Source organism: Microbacterium sp. NPDC008134 (assembly GCF_042957055.1).
Lineage (GTDB): Bacteria > Actinomycetota > Actinomycetes > Actinomycetales > Microbacteriaceae > Microbacterium.
This window is the reverse complement of record NZ_JBIBHO010000001.1, coordinates 802,214-821,637: the sequence shown is the minus strand read 5'-3', so window position 1 is coordinate 821,637 and position 19,424 is coordinate 802,214. Positions and strand designations below refer to the sequence as shown.

Sequence of the window (19,424 nt, the reverse complement as noted above, 5' to 3'; positions counted from 1 at the left end):
GAGCCTCCCCGCTCAACGAGGCCCGCGGGGGCCGCTCAGGTAATTGACGAGCCCACCAAGGTCTGGGTACACGCTCGCGGTGTGCAGCCCCTTTCCTTGGAGGTAGTCGAGAATCGGTCGCTTCGCGGCGGACGTGATCCGGATGGCGAACAACGGCACCAGGTGGGCGGCGTTCTGCTTCGTCAGCACATCATGGCGGGACGGAAGACCGACCACCGACGTCGCTTGGGCGATTTCCTCGCTGGTCCAGGACATCGGGAGGAGGTCATTGAACACCGAGACGACGTCGTCGGTGAGGATCGGGCCAGCCTCGAGAATGAATCCCGCGCGCTGCGCGCGCATCCGGTCGCTGAGCGCCGGCGGAAACCACGTCCAGGCCCGTGTCCCGGTGCCCCATCCGACTTTCGCTCGCTCTTCATCCTCGACCCAGTCATGCCAGAAGGGAGCGTCCGCATAGTCAGCCGTCAGCTCCTCCGGTGCCGAGATCTTCCGGCCCACGCGCGGCGAGCGGCCCCAGGCGAGGACCAGAGCATCAGCCGCGTCGTCTTTGGGATGCTGCTCCACGGCGAACCAGCACGCCATCTCGGGGTCGACGGAGACGTCGATGAGTCTGGTCGGTGCTCCGTGATGTTGCAGTTGTGCGAAGTACTGCAGTGGTCTCGGCGTATCAATGCCCCATGCAGCGGCGTGCGCGAGTTCCGTCGTTTCAGCCTCGATGAGCCGCGTTTCGTCGACGGCCCCGCTTTCGGCGAGCTGCCGGTAGAGCGACGAGTGGACTCCCCACTTGATGTTGCGCTGCCCACGCCACACCAGTCGATGCTCATGGTGCTTCGCTTGAATCGTGTACAGAGTCTTGAGCAGCTTCTCGACACTGTCCACTTCCACAATGACTTGGCTAAAGAAATCTTCGGCGGTTCGTGACTGACGCGGCGGACGCTTCTTCTTCTTCTCTGCCGCCCGGACCAGCTGATCCGTCGAGTACAAGGACGCCACGGATGCAGCGCTCTCCGCTAGACGGGTGTTCTTCGCGAGGGACTGCCAGAACGAGTGCGGAAGGTTTGCCTCCACCTCTGGGATGGACATGCGAAAGTCGGCGATACTCTTCGTTTCGCCCAGGATGGCGTTACGGAGCTTCTCGAGAACCTCCGGCGAAAGCGATTGGATACCGAGCGCTTCGGCCGCACCCAACCGAGAGTAGAGCCGCCCGAGCGTCATCGGCGCGGGGATCTTGGTGTTTACGAGGTAGGAGTCCAGCGTCCCGCTCCAGTCGGGCTCGCTGTCGGCGCCTTCCGGCTCCTCGGCGTTCTGGCCGGTGTCCTTAACCATTGTCAGATACGGGATGCCGTGAGCAGCTCAGCGACCGAGGTCCCCAAGACATCGGCGAGGCCGGCGAGCGTGGAGAGTCTGGGATTGGAGGGGCCTGCCGTCTTCGCAGGTCCTGTCGTCCGCCCTGCCTCGATGAGCTGGAGCTGATTTTTGGTGATCCCCGCTCGATAGGCCAGCGCCTCCTGCGAGAGCCCACGCGCTTTCCTCAGATCCCCGAGAGTTACGCCTAGGCGCTTAGCGCTTCTTTCATCCCACACCATTCCAGCATGCGCATGCGGCCCAGAAAAGCACACCCTATGTAGCGGGTCGGATTTTCCAGGACATATGTACAAGACCATATAGCCCGTGCTAGCGTCTCGAATCCAAGTCGAGGAGGTCGCAATGCCATCCCTCCCCCGCTCTATGCGCGAGACGACCCTAGACGTTTCGGACTACGTTCCGGATCTGCCCTCGGACGATTGGCTAGTGATCCGAGACTTCGTGGTTCGTGCCGTACGCGAGGCTATTCCGCATCTCACGTACTCGGGCGCGTCGGTCGTCAACGCGATAGCGCATCATGTGGACTGGTGCGTGAATGTCGCCGGCTACTCGATGACGCGCGAGACCGTGTTCAGGCGCGACGTCATCGCAGCGGCCGCGTCCATGATGCCGACGGCGCACAGCGCGAGTCGCGGGCGACGCCGCTCACTGATGTTGCGCGTCGGGGAAGTGCTGGGGGTCATCACCCCACAGAAGCCGCTAACTCCACTTGCCGCGTCCTCCCCAAGCACCCCCTACTCGCGAACCGACGCGTTTGAGGTTGCCCGGTGGGCGGTGTCACAACGGGACGAGCATCGGCTGTCGTCTCGCGCGCTTGTTGCGCTGGGCCTCGGAACGGGAATGCCGACGCGCGAGATCTGCGCGACACGAGCCGCCGACATCCTTTACGACGGTGCTGTCGTTCGAGCCGGCGACCGCCTCACGCCCGTTCTCGAGCAGTGGCAGCGCGAGCTCGCGGAACTCGCGTCGCTCGCCGCGACCCCCGACTCAACGCTCTTTCGACCAGGAGTGGCGTGGCATCGGAACATAGTCACGACCTTCATCGCCAGATCGCTGCCGGAGGGGATCCCGCCGACCGCTCAGCGGATGCGCGCCACCTGGCTCGTGGAGCACCTCACCGCAGGAACCCCGATGCAGGATCTTCTGGCTGCTGCGGGACTTCGGTCGATGGACGCTCTTGTTCGATACGAGCAGTTTCTTCCTCCACCTTCTCCAGTTGCTCCCGAAGGTATGAGCTGATGACCTTCTTCACCCGTGCACTCTGATGAGTCCCGTCGCCGATGGCGAGCGAGACAGAAGTCAGCGTCGCGCCGCACCCACCAAGAAGCGTCTCGAGATCGATGAGACTCGCCCACATCGCACCAGTGAGCAGTCTGCTCACCTTCGGACGGTCCATCCCGATGCGCTGCGCGAACTCCTGCTGCGTGATTCCATCCGCTTTCAATCGCAGTCGAACGATTCGCGACGCCTGATCCTGAATCCTCGCCGCGCGGCGCTCCGGGTCAGGATCGTCCGGCCCGGACCACGGCGAAACGTCGTTCTGCCCGAAACGCGCGTGCTCCGGCATGTGGTGGTTAGGCGGGTAGCGGTAGTCCATCGAGACCTCGGTTCGTGCGGTTTATCGCTACACAACGTGCCGCGGATAGCTCCGTACACAATACCGGCGCGGACTTCGCATGAGGTCAGCATGAACAACGACCACCACTCCCCTCGTCCGACTCCGACCGGAACGCACCCTTCGTGCGCCGAAGCACCACACCGCACGCACTCTGTAGCTCGGTACACAACCGAATCTCACACTTCGCATGAAGTGGTCATGAACACCTCCCTGAATCTCAGCTCTTTCATCGCCGACAGCGGCCAGATGACCACGGAATCGCTACACCACGACCTCGCTGTAGCCCCGTACACAACAGAGGTGCGCACTTCGCATGAGGTAGTCATGAACAACCACGACTACATCAACAACTACACCCCGATGTTCCTCGAGCCCCACGTCTGGACCGACATGGCCGGCTTCATCCGGGACACCGTCCACCGTCAGTACTCGGAGGGACGCAAGCTCCGGGACACCGAGCGCGCACTCTCCACCCTGACATCGTTCGCTGAGTGGGTACTCATCACAGGCGTCACCTCAGTCGATGAGGCCGCACTCAACGAGCGCGTCATCAACTCCTACACTTCCCACCGCAAGTCCGAGGTCGAAGCGCCTGTCGCAGAGCGCGAACGCAAGCTGATGCGCACCCTCGCCGGCCTCGCGAACACCGTCGAGAAGCGCACGGTGGCAACGACCGCGACCCCGTCGACGCCGTACTCGCTCGTGGAGCAGGAGGAGATTCGCTACTGGGCGCACTGGCAGCAGACCGACTACCGCACCCGGAACGCAACGGCTATCGCGACTCTCGCACTCGGGTGCGGGCTGACGACCGCCGAGATGGCACGGGTGCGCGAGCAGGACGTAGTCGAACTTGCAGACGGCATGCTCGGCGTCCAGCTCGCAGACCGCACCATCCCGGTCCTCGCCGCCTGGAATGATGAGCTCGCTTCGACCCTCACCGGCACGCCGTCGCAGTACCTCGTCTCCCCGAAGTCGGAGATGCGGGACAAGCCCGCCATGACCAGCACCCTGCAAATCTGTGGACCGGGCTCACCCTCCCCACAGAGGATGAGGGCAACCTGGCTGCTCGCACACGTCGATGCATCCACCAACGTCTTCGCGCTCATGGCCGCCGCCGGCCTCAGCGCCCCGGACTTCCTGCGCCGTCTCGCGTCGTTCGCGTCGTTCACTCCCGCCTCCGAGCAGGCCGCGTCCTTCCGTCTCGCAACGGAGGTGAAGTGATGACCGCGCACCTCCTCCCCATCAACGTCGTGAAGTGGGCCGGAAACATCGTCGACACCTCCGGCGTTCTGGACAAGGTCTGCGTCTGGGAGCAGGAAGACCGCAAGTACCGCGGTGGCCGCCCCACGTCCCTCAACGTCCGTGCCACGCTCATCGCCTGGCTGATTGTCGCGTTCGAGCAGCAGCCCCTGTACTCGATGCGCGTCGCCGAAGTCCTCTCCACCCGCATGACCCCGGAAGCGGCGGTCATCATGGGCGCACCATTGGACTACGCCACCGCCAAGTACGCGGACATGCAGAACCGCGTGGAGCGGGCAACGAACCGCTTGCTCGACGTGTTCGACTACAAGCCGCTGCCGAACCGACAGCGGCGGGTCCTCAAGGGCGAGTTCGCCGCCATCGAAGAGGACCGTGCATCGCGCGCGGACGAGCTGGAGAACAAGCGACTGCGTCTGTTCCGATTCGCCAACGACCTGCTCCACGCCCAGTACGACTCGCTCCCCGAATCCGCGAAGACGCACGAACTCAGCCTCACCATTGACGCCACGTTTCTCGCTGCCCCCAGCCGTGGGATGTCCAAAGCCCAGAAGGAGAAGCGTCGCGACGACCAGACGTTCCCCCTGGACCCGGACGCCGGCTGGTACTACCGCGAGTACGACCAGCGCGACAGCTGGGATGGCACTGAAACCCACGCAAAGAAGGTCGGTTACGGGTACGAAGCGGAACTCGCCGTCCTCGTCTCCAACGACTCCGAGCACCGAGAGTCGGTGCCGCACATCATCGTCGGCTTCAACTTCCACCGCCCGTCGACGGAGTGGAACTATCACGCTCGCGAAGTCTTCGACGACATCCTCGCCTGGGGCCATGGGTTCGGGTACATCATCGGCGACCAGGCGTACCTTCCGAATGCGAACCCCGAGATGCTGCAGAACCCGCTGCGCGACGCGGGGGCGATGCTGAGCATGCGTTACCCGGTCGGCTCGTCTGTCGCTTCCAAGGGCGAGGGCACCAAGCAGGCCGTCGCCCATGGAGCGTTCATGCTCGAAGGTCGGTGGATGTGCCCGGCTACCCCGATGACCCACCGCGACATCATGCTCCGCTACAACAAGGCTGTCGCCGACGATAAGAAGAACCCGAAGCTCACGAAGGCGATGCGCGAAGAGCGGGAGCGCAGCCACCGCCAGCGTCGCTACGCACAGCTGCAGGAGCGCGCAAAGTGGGAACTGCAGCAGAAGGACAAGAAGGCGAACGGCAACCTCATCATGACGTGCCCCGCGTCCGGCTCGAACCGGCACCTCGACTGCCCCCTGAAGCCGAACGAACCGGCCCCGAAGTCAGGTGTCGACCTGATGACCGTCGAGAACACGCCGAAGATGCCTGGCGACATCTGCACCAACAAGAACAGCGTGACCTTCGAAGCGGAGCACGGGGCGAAGTATCGCCAGCACCACCGCTACGGCACCGCCGAGTGGGACGAGATGCACACCTATGGGCGTCAGACCATCGAGTCGTTCAACAGGTCGCTGAAGCGCTCTGACAACAGCCTCCACGATTCCACCAACCGTCGCCTTCGCGGAGAGGCGAGCCAGGCGTTCCTCGCCATCCTCGGTGTCGTCGCACAGAACGCACGAAACATCTACAACTGGCTGGAAGAGGAGTACGACGAGACCCGGCCCGCACAGGCCCCGCGCCGGCGTCAGAAGCGCACGAATCACCTGGCACCGGTCGTGCGCACCACTCGGACGCAGAGGGCGAAGAAGAAGCCGAGCCGCGACCTGCCCGCCAGCCGCCAGGCACGCTACGGCCTGATTTCCGCGTGACGCACGCATCGCGCTAGCCCGCGCATGGAGGGGGTGTCCGGAACCCCGGATGCCCCCTTCATCATCAGGAGCCACCATGACCTTCTCGCAGCCGATTCACCCGGACGACTTCATCGGCGACATCACCGTCGACATCGGCCTCGACCTCTACGAGCGCCTCGACGCCCGTTACCCGGGAAAGATCCGCCCGGACGCGCGAGACGGCGCACTCACCACCGTCCCCGGGCACACGATCTTCGTACCGTCTTCCGGCAGCCCTGCCCAGACCACCGACACCGCGAACACCGCTGACGCGGCCGCACGCATCCTCCCCATCGTGATCCGCGACCTGCAGGCTCAGCTGGCCGCATCCGGGATCGCCGAAGACTCCGAGCACTGGAGCTTCGCGTACACGTGGGACGGGCACGGGCTCTTCAACGACTGCCAGTACGTGGAGAACGGCTTCCGGTTCGACGCATACGTGGAGGTGTTCGACGAGGCGGTGAGGTGAGGCGCGGTCGCGGAGCGCACCGACCTCGCCGCCTGGTTCGCGGGCGTCTCATCTCGATTCCCTGCACATTCCCCGGCTGCACGCAATCGCCGCCCGTGTCTCCCGATAGCCTGGCGAAGCTATGGAATCGTTCGCACGACACACGCCGGAACCTACCGCCGAAGATCGTTTCCTGATCCTCCACCGGCAGCTGCACTACCCCTCGATCCGACCTGAACCACGCCAGTCGTTCATCCGAAGAATACTCGGTCGCGGAAAGCGCACAACCTCAACCTCCCGACCGTCGGAGACCGACAGCCAAGATCTCCAGCATCTCGCGGCTGCAGCTGCTCGTGGCATCATGTTCGCTGCGTTCGAACGTGAACGCGTTCCGCCTCAGACCCACCGGCACGCTTACCACCCTGAGGTTTTGCTCGACGAGGGCTCGCTCGAGCGCGCCGCGTCAAGCGCTCTGACCACGATCATGCCTAGTACTAGCCGACGTTCGCTTCGGCAGCCAGATACTTGGGGCGCCTATCCGGAGATTGCATCTCTCGTCACTGTTGCCTCGCTTCGCGCGCTCGTCCACGGGGAGGTTGCACGTCTTCAAGAGATCGCCCAATCACCGACTTTCAACATCCTCTGCGCATGCGAGAACCCAGAGCGCTGCGCATGCACGTCATTCGTCATCGAGCATGACGCGAGCGGACTCCGAGCCCGATGCTTCCTCAGAGATCACGACAAAACCTGGGGCATCCTGCCCAAGCCCCACAACGTCGGATCTCCATCAGGCAATGCAGATGCTGGCCAACACTACGTCGGTCTAGGAATCGGCCGCTGGCTCTACACCGTTGCTGCCAGCCGTAAACCGTCCGCGAGGTGGGGAATGGACCCCGTGAGTCAGCCTGCCGCCCTCTCTATCCGGCGGGTACTGCACCGCGAAGATCCCTTCGTCTGGGACTGCGGCGATGGCCAGTGCGAGTGGTGCTGGGAACGAGAGCTCGTGTGGCGCGAAGCCACGCGCCAAGATTTCTCAGCGCACCCCGTTCAGGTTCCTCAGCGGTACCCGGCAGCGCAACTACGTTTCTTTCAGCTGTAGCAAACGGGGTGAACAAGGGCCGATCCTCGGGGTCGACTAGTACATTGAGGAACCCGACCCGTGCCCAGACATCCTCGTTGTGGACGGACAGGCTGCCGTCGCGTGAACCGAGAATCTTCCGTGCCGCACGTCTCGTTCCACCAGCACTTCGGAGTCTTGCGATGGCGCGGGCCTCGTAGAACCTCGCAAGCTCTTCTGATGCTGCCGCCCACACCCGCGCATTCCTCGCAGCCAGCACCAGGTCCTCAGCACTGTCGTCGCGTTCCGCCTCCGCAATGAATTCAATGCTCATATTCCGTACCCTGCGGCAAGTCGTTCGTGAGGCCCCGACGACAACCAGTCAGCGCCCAAACCTCAGCCGCCAGAAGCTCCTCTGCGGGCGTCCGACCCGCGCCGCCTCACTCGCGATATGCACTGTGCCGTCAGAGTCAACCCGAGCGCGCAACGTGGGCACGGTCACCACCGCGTCGGGGACAGCATCCTTGACCGGCGGAATCGATACCCCGCGGCGACGCACGATGCCTCCGACGTTCACGACGGAGCCGCCTGCGTCGATCACCAGACGAATGACCTGGAGCGTGCCGTCGTCGATACGCGGGTTCGCATCCCGCCAATCCTTGGCCTCAAAGTTGCTGAGCGTCCACGTCAGCCGACCCAAACGGACTTCGTCGCGCCACGCCCACCAACTCCGGTCACCATCGAAACGCACGTCGAGCACGTCCCCAACCCTGACGGACGCGACGGCCTCACGGTCGACCGAACGGTCATACATCTTGTTGACGAGATTGTGATTCGCGGCTCGAAGCTGCGTCGCGGCGTCAGGGAGCACACGCACGCCGATGTGCGTACTGCCATCCTTGTGCGGGCCGCTGAGCACCTCCCAGCGTCCCAGCGGACGTCTCATGACCTCATGGCAGCCACGACGCGGGCTACGAGCTCCTCAGCGAGCTCGTCACTGTGTGCGGCGATAGCGTCACCCTGGACGTTGTCCGGCATCGGCACCGGGAACCTCTCTTCGTACCCCATCCCCATTGACGCTGAGCTGCGCGCGCCGACCGTCGATGCGTCCCCCACCATGAGCGATCTCGACGGATGAAGACGCGCGGTGAAGCCATACCTGACAGCAAGCGGTAGATCGACACTGAATAGCAGCTGCAGAACGCGCGACACTCTTGGTCGGATTTGCTCCGGGTCGAGGACGCTGCCGAGCAAGTCGTGCGGCAACGTAATCCATGCGGTCCTCTGACCCTGGCGCGTCACGAGAAGGCCCGCTGCGTCGTCATCCTGCGTCTTTGCGAAAGCCACGTCTGCTGTGGCACCATTCTCGACCGCTCCGCCCTGCGAGAACAGCCCCGCAGCGCGGCCGGTCGCCACGAACTCGTCAGCCATCGCCTCCAGCTGCCCGACGCGCAAAGTTTGCACCTCAGCCGGCACCAGTGAGACTTCGAAGGCCACATAGACGTCGTTCGACCAGCTACGCGGCAATACTGACTCCCGCGGCACAGAAGTGAGCGTCGAAGTCGTGGGCGACCAGCTCAAACCAGTTGCGGTGGTAACCACCGTAGGTGCCAGCCCAGGCACGGACACCGCACCAGGGAATGCTGGTTCGGCGGAAGGCTTGCTGCGGCCGGGCTCGACGGCAGCGATGAGCGCGGTCGCTGCACTATCCCTGCTGAGACCGACGAGGTTGACGTAGACGATCTGGCTGAGGAGGCCGTCTAGCTTCGTCGGTGAGATGAGTACTGGGATCACGTTTCGGTTCAACCCCTGGGGATCCTTCGCGAATCCGGCCGCCCACTCCGACGCCGCGAACCCGCTCTCGAGGAACGCCGGCGACAGTACGAGCAAGGTCTTCTTCGCAGTCGAGGCCGCTCGGTTCATCTCCAGAACGAAGTTGCTACCGGCTTTGAAGTCCCACTTCTGGATGACGACCTTGTATCCCGCGGCCTCCAACTGCCACGCGATCCACTCCGCCCACCCAGAATCAGCCTCGGTGTAACTCACGAAGAAGTCGGCTGCGTCATCGGTCATGGACCGATCTTCTCAGACGGCAACGACACAAGGACGCTCTAGCGCGACACAAGGGCGGTCACGTGTCCGACTTCGATGAGAAGCCCCTCGGACTTCCCACCCCACCTCCGCTGCCAGCATCCGCGAGGGCGCTTACCGAGGGGCAGAATTCCACGCGAAAACGAGGAAAGCCGCCGGAAACCCGGCGGCTTTCTTCATCTGACCTGGCATTCTGAGATACGGGAATGAAAATCCCGAGATACGCGAATACCCCTCTGGTGGCGAGTGAGGGATTCGAACCCCCGAATGCAGTGCAGTCTGATTTACAGTCAGATCCCTTTGGCCGCTTGGGTAACTCGCCAGAGCGCACCCGTCCAACTTCGACAGCCAACCGGGGGCACGAGTATTTATAGTACCCGCCGAACGCCGGTGGATGAAATCGAGAGCTCAGCTGCCCTGCACGCCGCGCGCCGACTCCGCGAGCGACTCCGGCGTGCGCAGCAGACCGCCCTCGGCACGGCACGTCGCGGCCGCGATGTCCATCGCCCGATGCAACAGCGCCTGCCACTCCTCCGCGGCCTCGGGACGTGCCCCGACCAGCCCCGCCGCGACGGCGGCGAGGGTCGCATCGCCCGCGCCGACGGTGTCGACGATCGGCCCCGGCAGCGTCGCGATCGGCGCAGTGATGGTCGCGGCATCCGTCTCGATCACCGCGCCGTCGGAGCCCGCCGTCGCCAGCACCGAACGCACTCCGAGACCCCGCAGACGCGCGCGCAGCGCGTCGAGGTCTCCGTCGTACAGCAGCGCCGCGTCATCCGCGCCGACCTTCACGATCTCGGTCGCCGAGGCGAGGCGCTCGAAACCGCGCACGAACTCCTCGCGGTCGCTGAGCATGCCCGCGCGCGGGTTGGGATCGATCGCGAGGCGCGCACCGTCCACGGCATCCGCCAGCGCATCGACTTCGGCGGGCACGTCGAACGGGAAGCAGCTGATCGCCACCAGATCCGACGCGGCGATCGCCTGCCGCGCGGCAGCCGAATAACGGATGCTTCGCCCCTGCGCCGCCTCGTTGAAGACGTACTCCGGTTCACCGCCGGCCGAACGCTGCACGATCGCACGCGAGGAGCCGTGCGGTGCCGGCTCCGCAATCAGCGTCACCCCGTGGTCGTCGAGGTACTCGCGGATGTGCGCGCCCGCGTCGTCGTCGCCGACCATGGCGATCAGCGTCGTCGGCACGCCCAACCGGCGGAGGCCCACGGCGACGTTCAACGCGGCGCCGCCGACCAGTTCACGGATGCCCGCCTCATCGCGGATCTCGTCGATCAGGGCGTCTCCGATGACGACCGCGGATCGGGAAGAAGTGTCTGTGCTCACCCGCCCGACATTACCGCGCCCCGCCACGATCGTCCGCTCGCGCATCGGCGGATGACGCAGGAGTACGGTGTGGCTATGAAGGCACGCTCCGTTGCCGCCGTCGCGGCCCTCCTGCTCATCGCCGGCCTCACGGGCTGCGGCGCCACCTCCGACGGTGACGGGGGTTCCTCGGCCTCGCCGTCGCCCACGGGCGAACCGACCGAGTCGGCATCCGCCTCCCCCAGTCCGTCGCCGACACCCACCGTCTCGGCCGTGGCACTTCCCACCGACTGCCGGGCGATCCTCTCGGAGGACGTGCTGTCGCAGCTCGGCGAGACACCGTTGAACGACGCCGCGTTCGGACCATCCGGCGTCGGCACCGATGGCACTCTCACCTGCATCTGGCGCGACCCCCGCGCCGACACCACCGGGCTCGTGACCACGATCGAACGCATGAACCGTGGACCCGCGCTCGACCTGCTCAATGAGCTCGCCGACACCGAGGGGTTCAGCTGCTTCACGCCCGACGGCGGCACCCGCTGCGAGAAGACCTGGCAGAACGACCAGTACCCCGTGACCGACGGTCGCACGCTCTTCTGGCGCGACGACATCCTCATCGATACCCAGTATTCCAACCTCGCACCGACCGGCTACACGGCCAGCATCATCGCGAGCATCTTCGGCTGAGGCATCCGCTCTGCCCGCCCGGATGCCGCGACGGCGCAGACAGGCGGGAACGACGAAGGCCCCGGGGAGAACCCCGGGGCCATCGTTCACTCACTCACGCTCAGTTGTAGGTACCGGGCGTGATGTCGTCCGTCGAGAACGCGTCGAAGTCGACGTAACCGAAGTCACCGTCGGCGTACGCACCGTCGGATGCGAAGATCCGGTTCGGGTAGCGCTCGCTCTTGGCCTCTTCCGTGGCCTCGACCGTGACGTCGCGGTACTTCGAGAGACCGGTTCCGGCGGGGATGAGCTTTCCGATGATGACGTTCTCCTTGAGACCGACCAGCGGGTCGCGCTTGCCCTGCATCGCAGCCTCGGTGAGCACGCGGGTCGTCTCCTGGAAGGAGGCGGCCGACAGCCACGACTCCGTCGCGAGCGACGCCTTCGTGATACCCATCAGCTCCGAACGACCCGACGCGGGGCGCTTGCCCTCGGCCACGGCCTCACGGTTGATCTGCTGGTAGCGCTTGAGGTCGACCATCTCACCCGGCAGCAGGGTCGTGTCGGCGTGATCGACGACGGTGACCTTGCGGAGCATCTGGCGGACGATGACCTCGATGTGCTTGTCGTGGATCGGCACACCCTGCGAGCGGTAGACGCCCTGGACGCCGCCGACGAGGTACTTCTGCACCTCGCGGGCACCCATGACACGCATGACCTCCTTGGGGTCGAGCGTGCCGACCTGCAGGGGCTGACCGACCGTGACGTGCTGGCCGTCCTCGACGAGAAGCGTCGCACGCTTCAGCACCGGGTAGATGACCGGCTCGTCGCCGTTGTCGGGCGTGAGGATGACCTTCTTGGCCTTGTCCGTCTCGTCGATCGTGATGCGACCATCGGCCTCGGCGATCGGCGACGCACCCTTGGGGGTACGGGCCTCGAAGAGCTCCTGCACACGGGGAAGACCCTGCGTGATGTCATCGGCCGACGCCGAACCACCGGTGTGGAAGGTACGCATCGTCAGCTGGGTACCGGGCTCACCGATCGACTGGGCCGCGATGATGCCGACGGCCTCGCCGATGTCGACGGTCTTACCCGTCGCGAGCGAACGGCCGTAGCACTGCGCGCAGACACCGACGGCGGAGTCGCAGGTCAGGACCGAGCGGACCTTGATGGTCTCGACACCGGCAGCGACCAGCTTGTCGATGAGCACGTCGCCCACGTCGTCGCCGGCGTCGGCGAGGACCTCGCCCTTGCTGTCGACGACACCAGCGGCCAGCGTACGAGCGAACACCGAGTTCTCGACGTTCGCGTCGCGCACGAGCTCACCCTGCGAGTTCGGAGCGGCGATCGGGAGCTCGAGGCCCTTCGACGTGCCGCAGTCCTCTTCGCGGATGATGACGTCCTGCGAGACGTCCACCAGACGACGGGTCAGGTAACCCGAGTCGGCGGTACGCAGAGCGGTGTCGGCGAGACCCTTACGGGTACCGTGCGTCGCGATGAAGTACTCCGCCACCGACAGACCCTCGCGGTACGAGGAGATGATCGGACGCGGGATGATCTCACCCTTGGGGTTGTTCACCAGACCACGCATACCCGCGATGTTGCGGATCTGCAGCCAGTTACCACGAGCACCCGACGACACCATGCGGTTGATGGTGTTGTCCTCGGGGAAGTGCGCCTTCATCGCGGCCTGCACCTCGTCGGTCGCCTCGGTCCAGATCTTGATGAGCTCCTGACGACGCTCGGCGTCGGTCGTGAGGCCCTTCTCGTACTGGGACTGAACCTTCGCGGCCTGCTTCTCGTAGCCCGCGACGATCTCGGCCTTGTTCGGCGGGGTCAGGATGTCGCTCAGGGCGACGGTCACACCCGAGCGCGTGGCCCAGTAGAAACCGGCGTCCTTGATGCGGTCCAGCGACGCAGCCGTCTCGACCTTCGGGTACTCCTCGGCCAGCTTGTTGACGATCTGCGACAGCTTGCCCTTGTCGGCCTGCTCGCGCACGAAGGGGTAGCCCTTCGGCAGCGTGTCGTTGAAGATCGCCTGGCCCAGCGAGGCATCGACGAGTCCGTGCTTCTCGTAGCCCTCGGGAGCTTCGCCCTCGAGGAACGTGAGACCCGGGATGCGGATGCGGATCTTGGCCTGCAGGTCGAGGGAGCCCTCGTCCTTCGCCAGGATCGCCTCGCCGACCGAACCGAATGCACGGCCCTCACCGGCTGCGCCCTCCTTGACCGTGGTCAGGTGGTGCAGACCGATGATCATGTCCTGCGAGGGCAGGGTGACCGGGCGGCCGTCGGACGGCTTCAGGATGTTGTTCGACGCGAGCATCAGCACGCGGGCCTCGGCCTGAGCCTCGACCGACAGCGGCAGGTGCACGGCCATCTGGTCACCGTCGAAGTCGGCGTTGAACGCCGCGCAGACGAGCGGGTGCAGCTGGATGGCCTTGCCCTCGACGAGCTGAGGCTCGAACGCCTGGATGCCGAGACGGTGCAGGGTGGGTGCACGGTTGAGCAGCACCGGACGCTCGCGGATGATCTCCTCGAGCACGTCCCAGACCTCGGGACGGGTGCGCTCGACGGCGCGCTTGGCGGCCTTGATGTTCTGCGAGTGACCGAGGTCGATCAGGCGCTTGATCACGAACGGCTTGAAGAGCTCCAGAGCCATCTGCTTGGGCAGACCGCACTGGTGAAGCTGCAGCTGCGGTCCGACGATGATGACCGAACGGCCCGAGTAGTCGACGCGCTTTCCGAGCAGGTTCTGACGGAAACGACCCTGCTTACCCTTCAGCATGTCACTGAGGGACTTGAGGGCGCGGTTACCGGTACCGGTGACGGGACGACCACGGCGACCGTTGTCGAACAGGGCGTCGACGGCCTCCTGCAGCATGCGCTTCTCGTTGTTGACGATGATCTCGGGGGCGCCGAGGTCGATCAGACGACGAAGACGGTTGTTGCGGTTGATCACGCGGCGGTACAGGTCGTTCAGGTCGGAGGTCGCGAAGCGGCCACCGTCGAGCTGCACCATCGGACGCAGCTCCGGCGGGATGACCGGGACGACGTCGAGGACCATCGCGGCCGGGCTCATGCCGGTCTCGAGGAACGAGTTGACGACCTTGAGGCGCTTGATCGCACGGATCTTGCGCTGGCCCTTGCCCTCGGCGATCTGCAGGTGCAGGTTCTCGGCCTCGGCCTGGAGGTCGAATGACGCCAGACGACGCTGGATCGACTCGGCACCCATGTAGGCCTCGAAGTACTGACCGAAGCGGTCCTGCAGCTCGTGGAAGACGTCGTCCTCCGGACGCAGGGCACCGACCTCGAGCGTGCGGAAGTCCTCCCACACGCGCTCGAGCTTGGCGATCGCCTCGTCGGCACCCTTGCGGATGAGCGACATCTCCTTCTCGGCGGCGTCCTTGATCTTCTTCTTGGCGTCGGCCTTGGCACCCTCGGCCTCGAGAGCGGCGAGCTCCTCCTCGAGACGAGCGAGGCGCTCGGCGATCTTGGAGTCGCGGCGGTCGCCGAGCGTCTTCAGCTCGAGACGGACGTTGTTCTCCTGCGTGCCGAGGTCGCGGTGACGAGCATCCTCGTCGACCGAGATGACCATGTACGCGGCGAAGTAGATGACCTTCTCGAGGTCCTTCGGCGCCATGTCGAGCAGGTAGCCCAGACGCGAGGGAACACCCTTGAAGTACCAGATGTGGGTGACGGGAGCGGCGAGCTCGATGTGACCCATGCGCTCACGACGGACGGAGCTCTTGGTGACCTCCACGCCGCAGCGCTCGCAGACGATGCCCTTGAAGCGGACGCGCTTGTACTTGCCGCAGGCGCACTCCCAGTCGCGGGACGGTCCGAAGATCTGCTCTCCGAAGAGGCCGTCCTTCTCGGGCTTCAGGGTGCGGTAGTTGATGGTTTCGGGCTTCTTGACCTCGCCGTAGGACCACGCGCGGATGTGGTCTGCGGTCGCCAGGCCGATGCGAAGCTCATCGAAAGTTGTGGACTCGAGCACTAGTTCTCCTGTGTCGGAAATTCTTTTTGAGAAGTCTGGGCTTCGACAGGCTCAGCCACCCAGGGGTTCCTGAGCCTGTCGAAGGGTTAGATCTCGTCGATCGAGGCGGCCTCGAAGCGGCTGGAGATGTTGATACCGAGCTCTTCCGCGGCGCGGAACGCCTCGTCGTCGGTGTCACGGAGGTTGACCAGCGTGCCGTCGGCCGAGAGCACCTCGACGTTCAGGCAGAGCGACTGCATCTCCTTCATGAGCACCTTGAACGACTCGGGGATGCCGGGCTCCTGGATGTTCTCGCCCTTGACGATCGCCTCGTAGACCTTGACGCGGCCGAGGATGTCGTCGGACTTGATCGTGAGGAGCTCCTGGAGGGCGTACGCGGCGCCGTAGGCCTCGAGGGCCCACACCTCCATCTCACCGAAGCGCTGTCCACCGAACTGCGCCTTACCACCGAGCGGCTGCTGGGTGATCATCGAGTACGGACCCGTCGAGCGCGCGTGGATCTTGTCGTCGACCAGGTGGTGCAGCTTCAGGATGTACATGTAGCCCACCGAGATCGGCGCCGGGAACGGCTCACCGGAGCGGCCGTCGAACAGCTGCGTCTTTCCGGTGGAGTCGATCAGGCGAACGCCGTCGCGGGTCGGGGTCGTCGAGTCGAGGAGACCGGAGATCTCCTCCTCCGACGCACCGTCGAACACCGGGGTCGCGACCTTCGTGCCGGGAGCGGCCTCAAAAGCCTGCTCCGGCAGACGAGCGGCCCACTCCGGGGTGCCCTCGACCTTCCAGCCCTGCTTGGCGATCCACCCGAGGTGGGTCTCCAGCACCTGGCCGAAGTTCATTCGACCCGGGATACCGAGCGGGTTGAGGACGATGTCGACCGGGGTTCCGTCCGCGAGGAACGGCATGTCCTCGATCGGGAGGATCTTCGCGATGACGCCCTTGTTGCCGTGACGGCCGGCGAGCTTGTCCCCCTCGGTGATCTTGCGCTTCTGGGCGATGTAGACCACGACGCGGCGGTTGACGCCCGAGCCCAGCTCGTCGTCGCCGTCCTCGGCGTTGAACTCCTTGACGGCGATGATCGTGCCCTGCTCACCGTGGGGAACCTTCAGCGACGTGTCGCGGACCTCGCGGCTCTTCTCGTTGAAGATCGCGCGGAGCAGACGTTCCTCGGCCGACAGCTCGGTCTCACCCTTCGGCGTGACCTTGCCGACGAGGATGTCGCCGGGGCGGACCTCGGCACCGATGCGGATGATGCCGCGCTCGTCGAGGTCCTTGAGCAGCTCCGGGCTGACGTTGGGGAGATCACGGGTGATCTCCTCCTTGCCGAGCTTGGTGTCGCGCGCGTCGACCTCGTACTCCTCAATGTGGATCGAGGAGAGGGTGTCGTCCTTCACCAGGTCCTGGCTCAGGATGATCGCGTCCTCGAAGTTGTAGCCCTCCCACGTCATGAACGCGACGAGGAGGTTCTTTCCGAGGGCCAGCTCGCCGTTCTCGGTGGCGGGGCCATCGGCGATGACCTCTCCGACCTCGATGCGCTCACCGGCGGTGACGACGACCTTCTGGTTGTAGGACGTGCCCTGGTTGGAGCGGTCGAACTTGCGCAGGTGGTACTCCTGCGTGCCGCCCTCGTCGAGCATGACGACGACGCGGTCGGCGGAGACCTCGGAGACGACACCGGCCTTCTCAGCAGTGATCACGTCACCGGCGTCGATGGCCGTGTAGCCCTCCATACCGGTTCCGACGAGCGGCGAGTCGCTGCGCAGCAGCGGCACGGCCTGACGCTGCATGTTGGCACCCATGAGGGCGCGCTGCGCGTCGTCGTGCTCGAGGAACGGAACGAGCGAGGTCGCGACCGACACCATCTGGCGCGGCGAGACGTCGATGTAGCCGATCTCCTCCGGCAGGAAGAGGTCGACCTCACCGCTACCGCCCTTGGGGCGCGCGAGGACGTGGCTCTCGCGGAAGCGACCCTTGGCATCGAGCGGGGCGTTGGCCTGCGCGATGTTGAAGTCGACCTCTTCGGAAGCCGTGAGGTAGTCGATCTGCTCGGTGACGACGCCGCCCTCGACCTTGCGGTACGGGGTCTCGATGAAACCGAACGAGTTGATGCGCGCGAAGGTCGCGAGAGCACCGATCAGACCGATGTTCGGGCCTTCCGGGGTCTCGATCGGGCACATGCGGCCGTAGTGCGACGGGTGGACGTCACGGACCTCGACGCCGGCACGGTCACGCGAGAGCCCGCCGGGGCCGAGCGCCGAGAGACGGCGCTTGTTGGTCAGACCCGCGAGCGGGTTGTTCTGGTCCATGAACTGCGACAGCTGCGACGTTCCGAAGAACTCCTTGATCGCGGCGACGACGGGGCGCACGTTGATCAGGGTCTGCGGCGTGATCGCCTCGATGTCCTGCGTGGTCATGCGCTCGCGGACGACGCGCTCCATGCGCGACAGACCGGTGCGGACCTGGTTCTGGATCAGCTCGCCGACCGCGCGGATGCGACGGTTGCCGAAGTTGTCGATGTCGTCGGTCGCGAGACGGATCTCGGACTTCTTGCCACCGCGGATGCCCTCGAAGGTCTCGGTGCCCGCGTGGATGCGCACGAGGTACTTGATCGTCGCGACGATGTCTTCGACCGTGAGGACGGAGTCCGTCAGCGGGGCGTCGAGACCGAGCTTGTGGTTGATCTTGTACCGACCGACCTTGGCCAGGTCGTAACGCTTCGGGTTGAAGTAGAAGTTGTCGAGGAGCGCACGCGCGGCCTCGGCGGCCACCTGCTCGCCCGGACGCAGCTTGCGGTAGATGTCGCGGAGCGCATCTTCCTTCGTGACGATGGTGTCCTTCGCGAGCGTCTCCTCGATGGAGGTGAAGCCGGCGAACTCCGCCAGGATCTCCTCGCTCGTCATGCCGAGAGCCTTGAGGAAGACGGTCACCGACTGCTTGCGCTTGCGGTCGATGCGAACGCCGACCTGGTCGCGCTTGTCGATCTCGAACTCGAGCCATGCACCACGGCTCGGGATCACGCGCGCCGAGACGATGTCCTTGTCGGACGTCTTGTCGGGGGTCTTGTCGAAGTAGACACCGGGCGAACGCACGAGCTGCGACACGACGACGCGCTCGGAGCCGTTGATGATGAACGTGCCCTTGCCGGTCTGGAGCGGGAAGTCGCCCATGAAGACCGTCTGCGTCTTGATCTCACCCGTGAGGTGGTTCATGAACTCGGCCTCGACGTACAGCGGAGCGGCGTAGGTCTTGCCACGCTCCTTGCACTCCTCGATCGAGTACTTCTCGGGCTCGAGGTACGGGTTCGTGAACGAGAGCTGCATCGTCTCGCCGAGGTCCTCGATCGGGGAGATCTCCTCGAAGATCTCGCCGAGACCGCTGACCTCGTTGACGTCGGTGCGACCGGCCTTCTTGGCCTCGGCCACACGGGCCTTCCAGTCGTCGTTGCCGACGAGCCAGCCGAAGGACTCGGTCTGGAGGGCGAGAAGGTCGGGGACCGTCAGCGTGTCGGAGATCTTGGCGAACGAGAGGCGGGAAGCTCCGCGTCCGTTCTTGGTGGTGGTGGATGTGGATGCGTTGCGAGCAGCAGCCAAGGGAATAACCTCCGTGAGCCCCGCAGGGCTTCTCGATTCCTTTGTCGTCAGGTGGAGTGTGCGCTCAGAAGCTCAACGAAATGCCGACCACCATATGAGGGCATGGAGAAGCGAGCGCAACTACTAACTATAGACACGAATCTGCGACATGGCAAGCGGAATCCTTGACCAATTTCGGATGCTGCGGTAAAAGCATCCGCTCGTGGGTCTGCTGCCGAC

Annotated in this window: 13 protein-coding genes and 1 tRNA gene; 4 read left to right on the top strand and 10 right to left on the bottom strand. The window is 64.9% G+C overall.

Annotated elements, in window-relative coordinates:
* Nucleotides 1-12 precede the first annotated feature (12 nt).
* The 4 genes from ACFY9N_RS03795 to ACFY9N_RS03780 all read right to left on the bottom strand — a co-directional run bounded on the left by ACFY9N_RS03795 (nucleotide 13) and on the right by ACFY9N_RS03780 (nucleotide 2,962).
* Complete coding sequence (locus ACFY9N_RS03795) at nucleotides 13-1,326, bottom strand: FRG domain-containing protein (protein WP_391476933.1); 1,314 nt, start codon at nucleotides 1,324-1,326, stop codon at nucleotides 13-15.
* 2 nt (nucleotides 1,327-1,328) lie between these two features.
* On the bottom strand, nucleotides 1,329-1,586 hold the full coding sequence (locus ACFY9N_RS03790) for a helix-turn-helix domain-containing protein (RefSeq protein WP_391476932.1): 258 nt from the start codon (nucleotides 1,584-1,586) through the stop codon (nucleotides 1,329-1,331).
* Nucleotides 1,587-1,910: 324 nt separating this feature from the next.
* Nucleotides 1,911-2,048 (bottom strand): hypothetical protein, encoded by a 138-nt coding sequence (locus ACFY9N_RS03785; RefSeq protein WP_391476931.1) that lies wholly within the window; start codon nucleotides 2,046-2,048, stop codon nucleotides 1,911-1,913.
* Between the two features lie 431 nt (nucleotides 2,049-2,479).
* Nucleotides 2,480-2,962, bottom strand: coding sequence for a helix-turn-helix domain-containing protein (locus ACFY9N_RS03780; RefSeq protein WP_391476930.1), 483 nt, complete (start codon nucleotides 2,960-2,962; stop codon nucleotides 2,480-2,482).
* A 219-nt stretch (nucleotides 2,963-3,181) separates the two neighbouring features.
* On the opposite strand from ACFY9N_RS03780, the gene ACFY9N_RS03775 reads away from it, so the two are divergent.
* The 3 genes from ACFY9N_RS03775 to ACFY9N_RS03765 all read left to right on the top strand — a co-directional run bounded on the left by ACFY9N_RS03775 (nucleotide 3,182) and on the right by ACFY9N_RS03765 (nucleotide 6,514).
* Nucleotides 3,182-4,204 (top strand): hypothetical protein, encoded by a 1,023-nt coding sequence (locus ACFY9N_RS03775; RefSeq protein ID WP_391476929.1) that lies wholly within the window; start codon nucleotides 3,182-3,184, stop codon nucleotides 4,202-4,204.
* Nucleotides 4,204-6,024 carry a hypothetical protein gene (locus ACFY9N_RS03770; RefSeq protein WP_391476928.1) on the top strand — a complete coding sequence of 607 codons (1,821 nt, stop codon included), beginning with the start codon at nucleotides 4,204-4,206 and terminating at the stop codon, nucleotides 6,022-6,024. Before ACFY9N_RS03775 ends, ACFY9N_RS03770 begins: the two co-directional genes overlap by 1 nt.
* A 76-nt stretch (nucleotides 6,025-6,100) precedes the next feature.
* Nucleotides 6,101-6,514 carry a hypothetical protein gene (locus ACFY9N_RS03765; RefSeq protein WP_391476927.1) on the top strand — a complete coding sequence of 138 codons (414 nt, stop codon included), beginning with the start codon at nucleotides 6,101-6,103 and terminating at the stop codon, nucleotides 6,512-6,514.
* Nucleotides 6,515-7,932: 1,418 nt separating this feature from the next.
* On the opposite strand, the gene ACFY9N_RS03760 is transcribed toward ACFY9N_RS03765, so the two are convergent.
* From ACFY9N_RS03760 to ACFY9N_RS03745, 4 genes are all read right to left on the bottom strand, one after another.
* Nucleotides 7,933-8,469 (bottom strand): hypothetical protein, encoded by a 537-nt coding sequence (locus ACFY9N_RS03760; protein WP_391476926.1) that lies wholly within the window; start codon nucleotides 8,467-8,469, stop codon nucleotides 7,933-7,935.
* Between the two features lie 23 nt (nucleotides 8,470-8,492).
* Nucleotides 8,493-9,623: a toll/interleukin-1 receptor domain-containing protein gene (locus tag ACFY9N_RS03755; RefSeq protein WP_391476925.1), complete on the bottom strand. Its 1,131-nt coding sequence runs from the start codon at nucleotides 9,621-9,623 to the stop codon at nucleotides 8,493-8,495.
* A 255-nt stretch (nucleotides 9,624-9,878) separates the two neighbouring features.
* Nucleotides 9,879-9,963: transfer RNA gene (locus ACFY9N_RS03750), tRNA-Tyr, on the bottom strand.
* Nucleotides 9,964-10,049: 86 nt separating this feature from the next.
* Entirely contained in the window at nucleotides 10,050-10,976 is a 927-nt protein-coding gene (locus ACFY9N_RS03745) for a PfkB family carbohydrate kinase (RefSeq protein WP_391476924.1), read from the bottom strand.
* 75 nt (nucleotides 10,977-11,051) lie between these two features.
* Between ACFY9N_RS03745 and ACFY9N_RS03740 the strand changes: the two genes are divergently transcribed.
* A complete protein-coding gene (locus tag ACFY9N_RS03740) occupies nucleotides 11,052-11,642 on the top strand; it encodes a hypothetical protein (protein WP_391476923.1) in 591 nt (196 codons plus the stop codon).
* 100 nt (nucleotides 11,643-11,742) lie between these two features.
* Here ACFY9N_RS03740 and rpoC read toward each other — a convergent pair whose 3' ends face one another.
* A complete protein-coding gene (rpoC, locus tag ACFY9N_RS03735) occupies nucleotides 11,743-15,618 on the bottom strand; it encodes a DNA-directed RNA polymerase subunit beta' (protein WP_391476922.1) in 3,876 nt (1,291 codons plus the stop codon).
* Between the two features lie 86 nt (nucleotides 15,619-15,704).
* Complete coding sequence (locus tag ACFY9N_RS03730) at nucleotides 15,705-19,205, bottom strand: DNA-directed RNA polymerase subunit beta (RefSeq protein ID WP_391476921.1); 3,501 nt, start codon at nucleotides 19,203-19,205, stop codon at nucleotides 15,705-15,707.
* Nucleotides 19,206-19,424 lie beyond the last annotated feature (219 nt).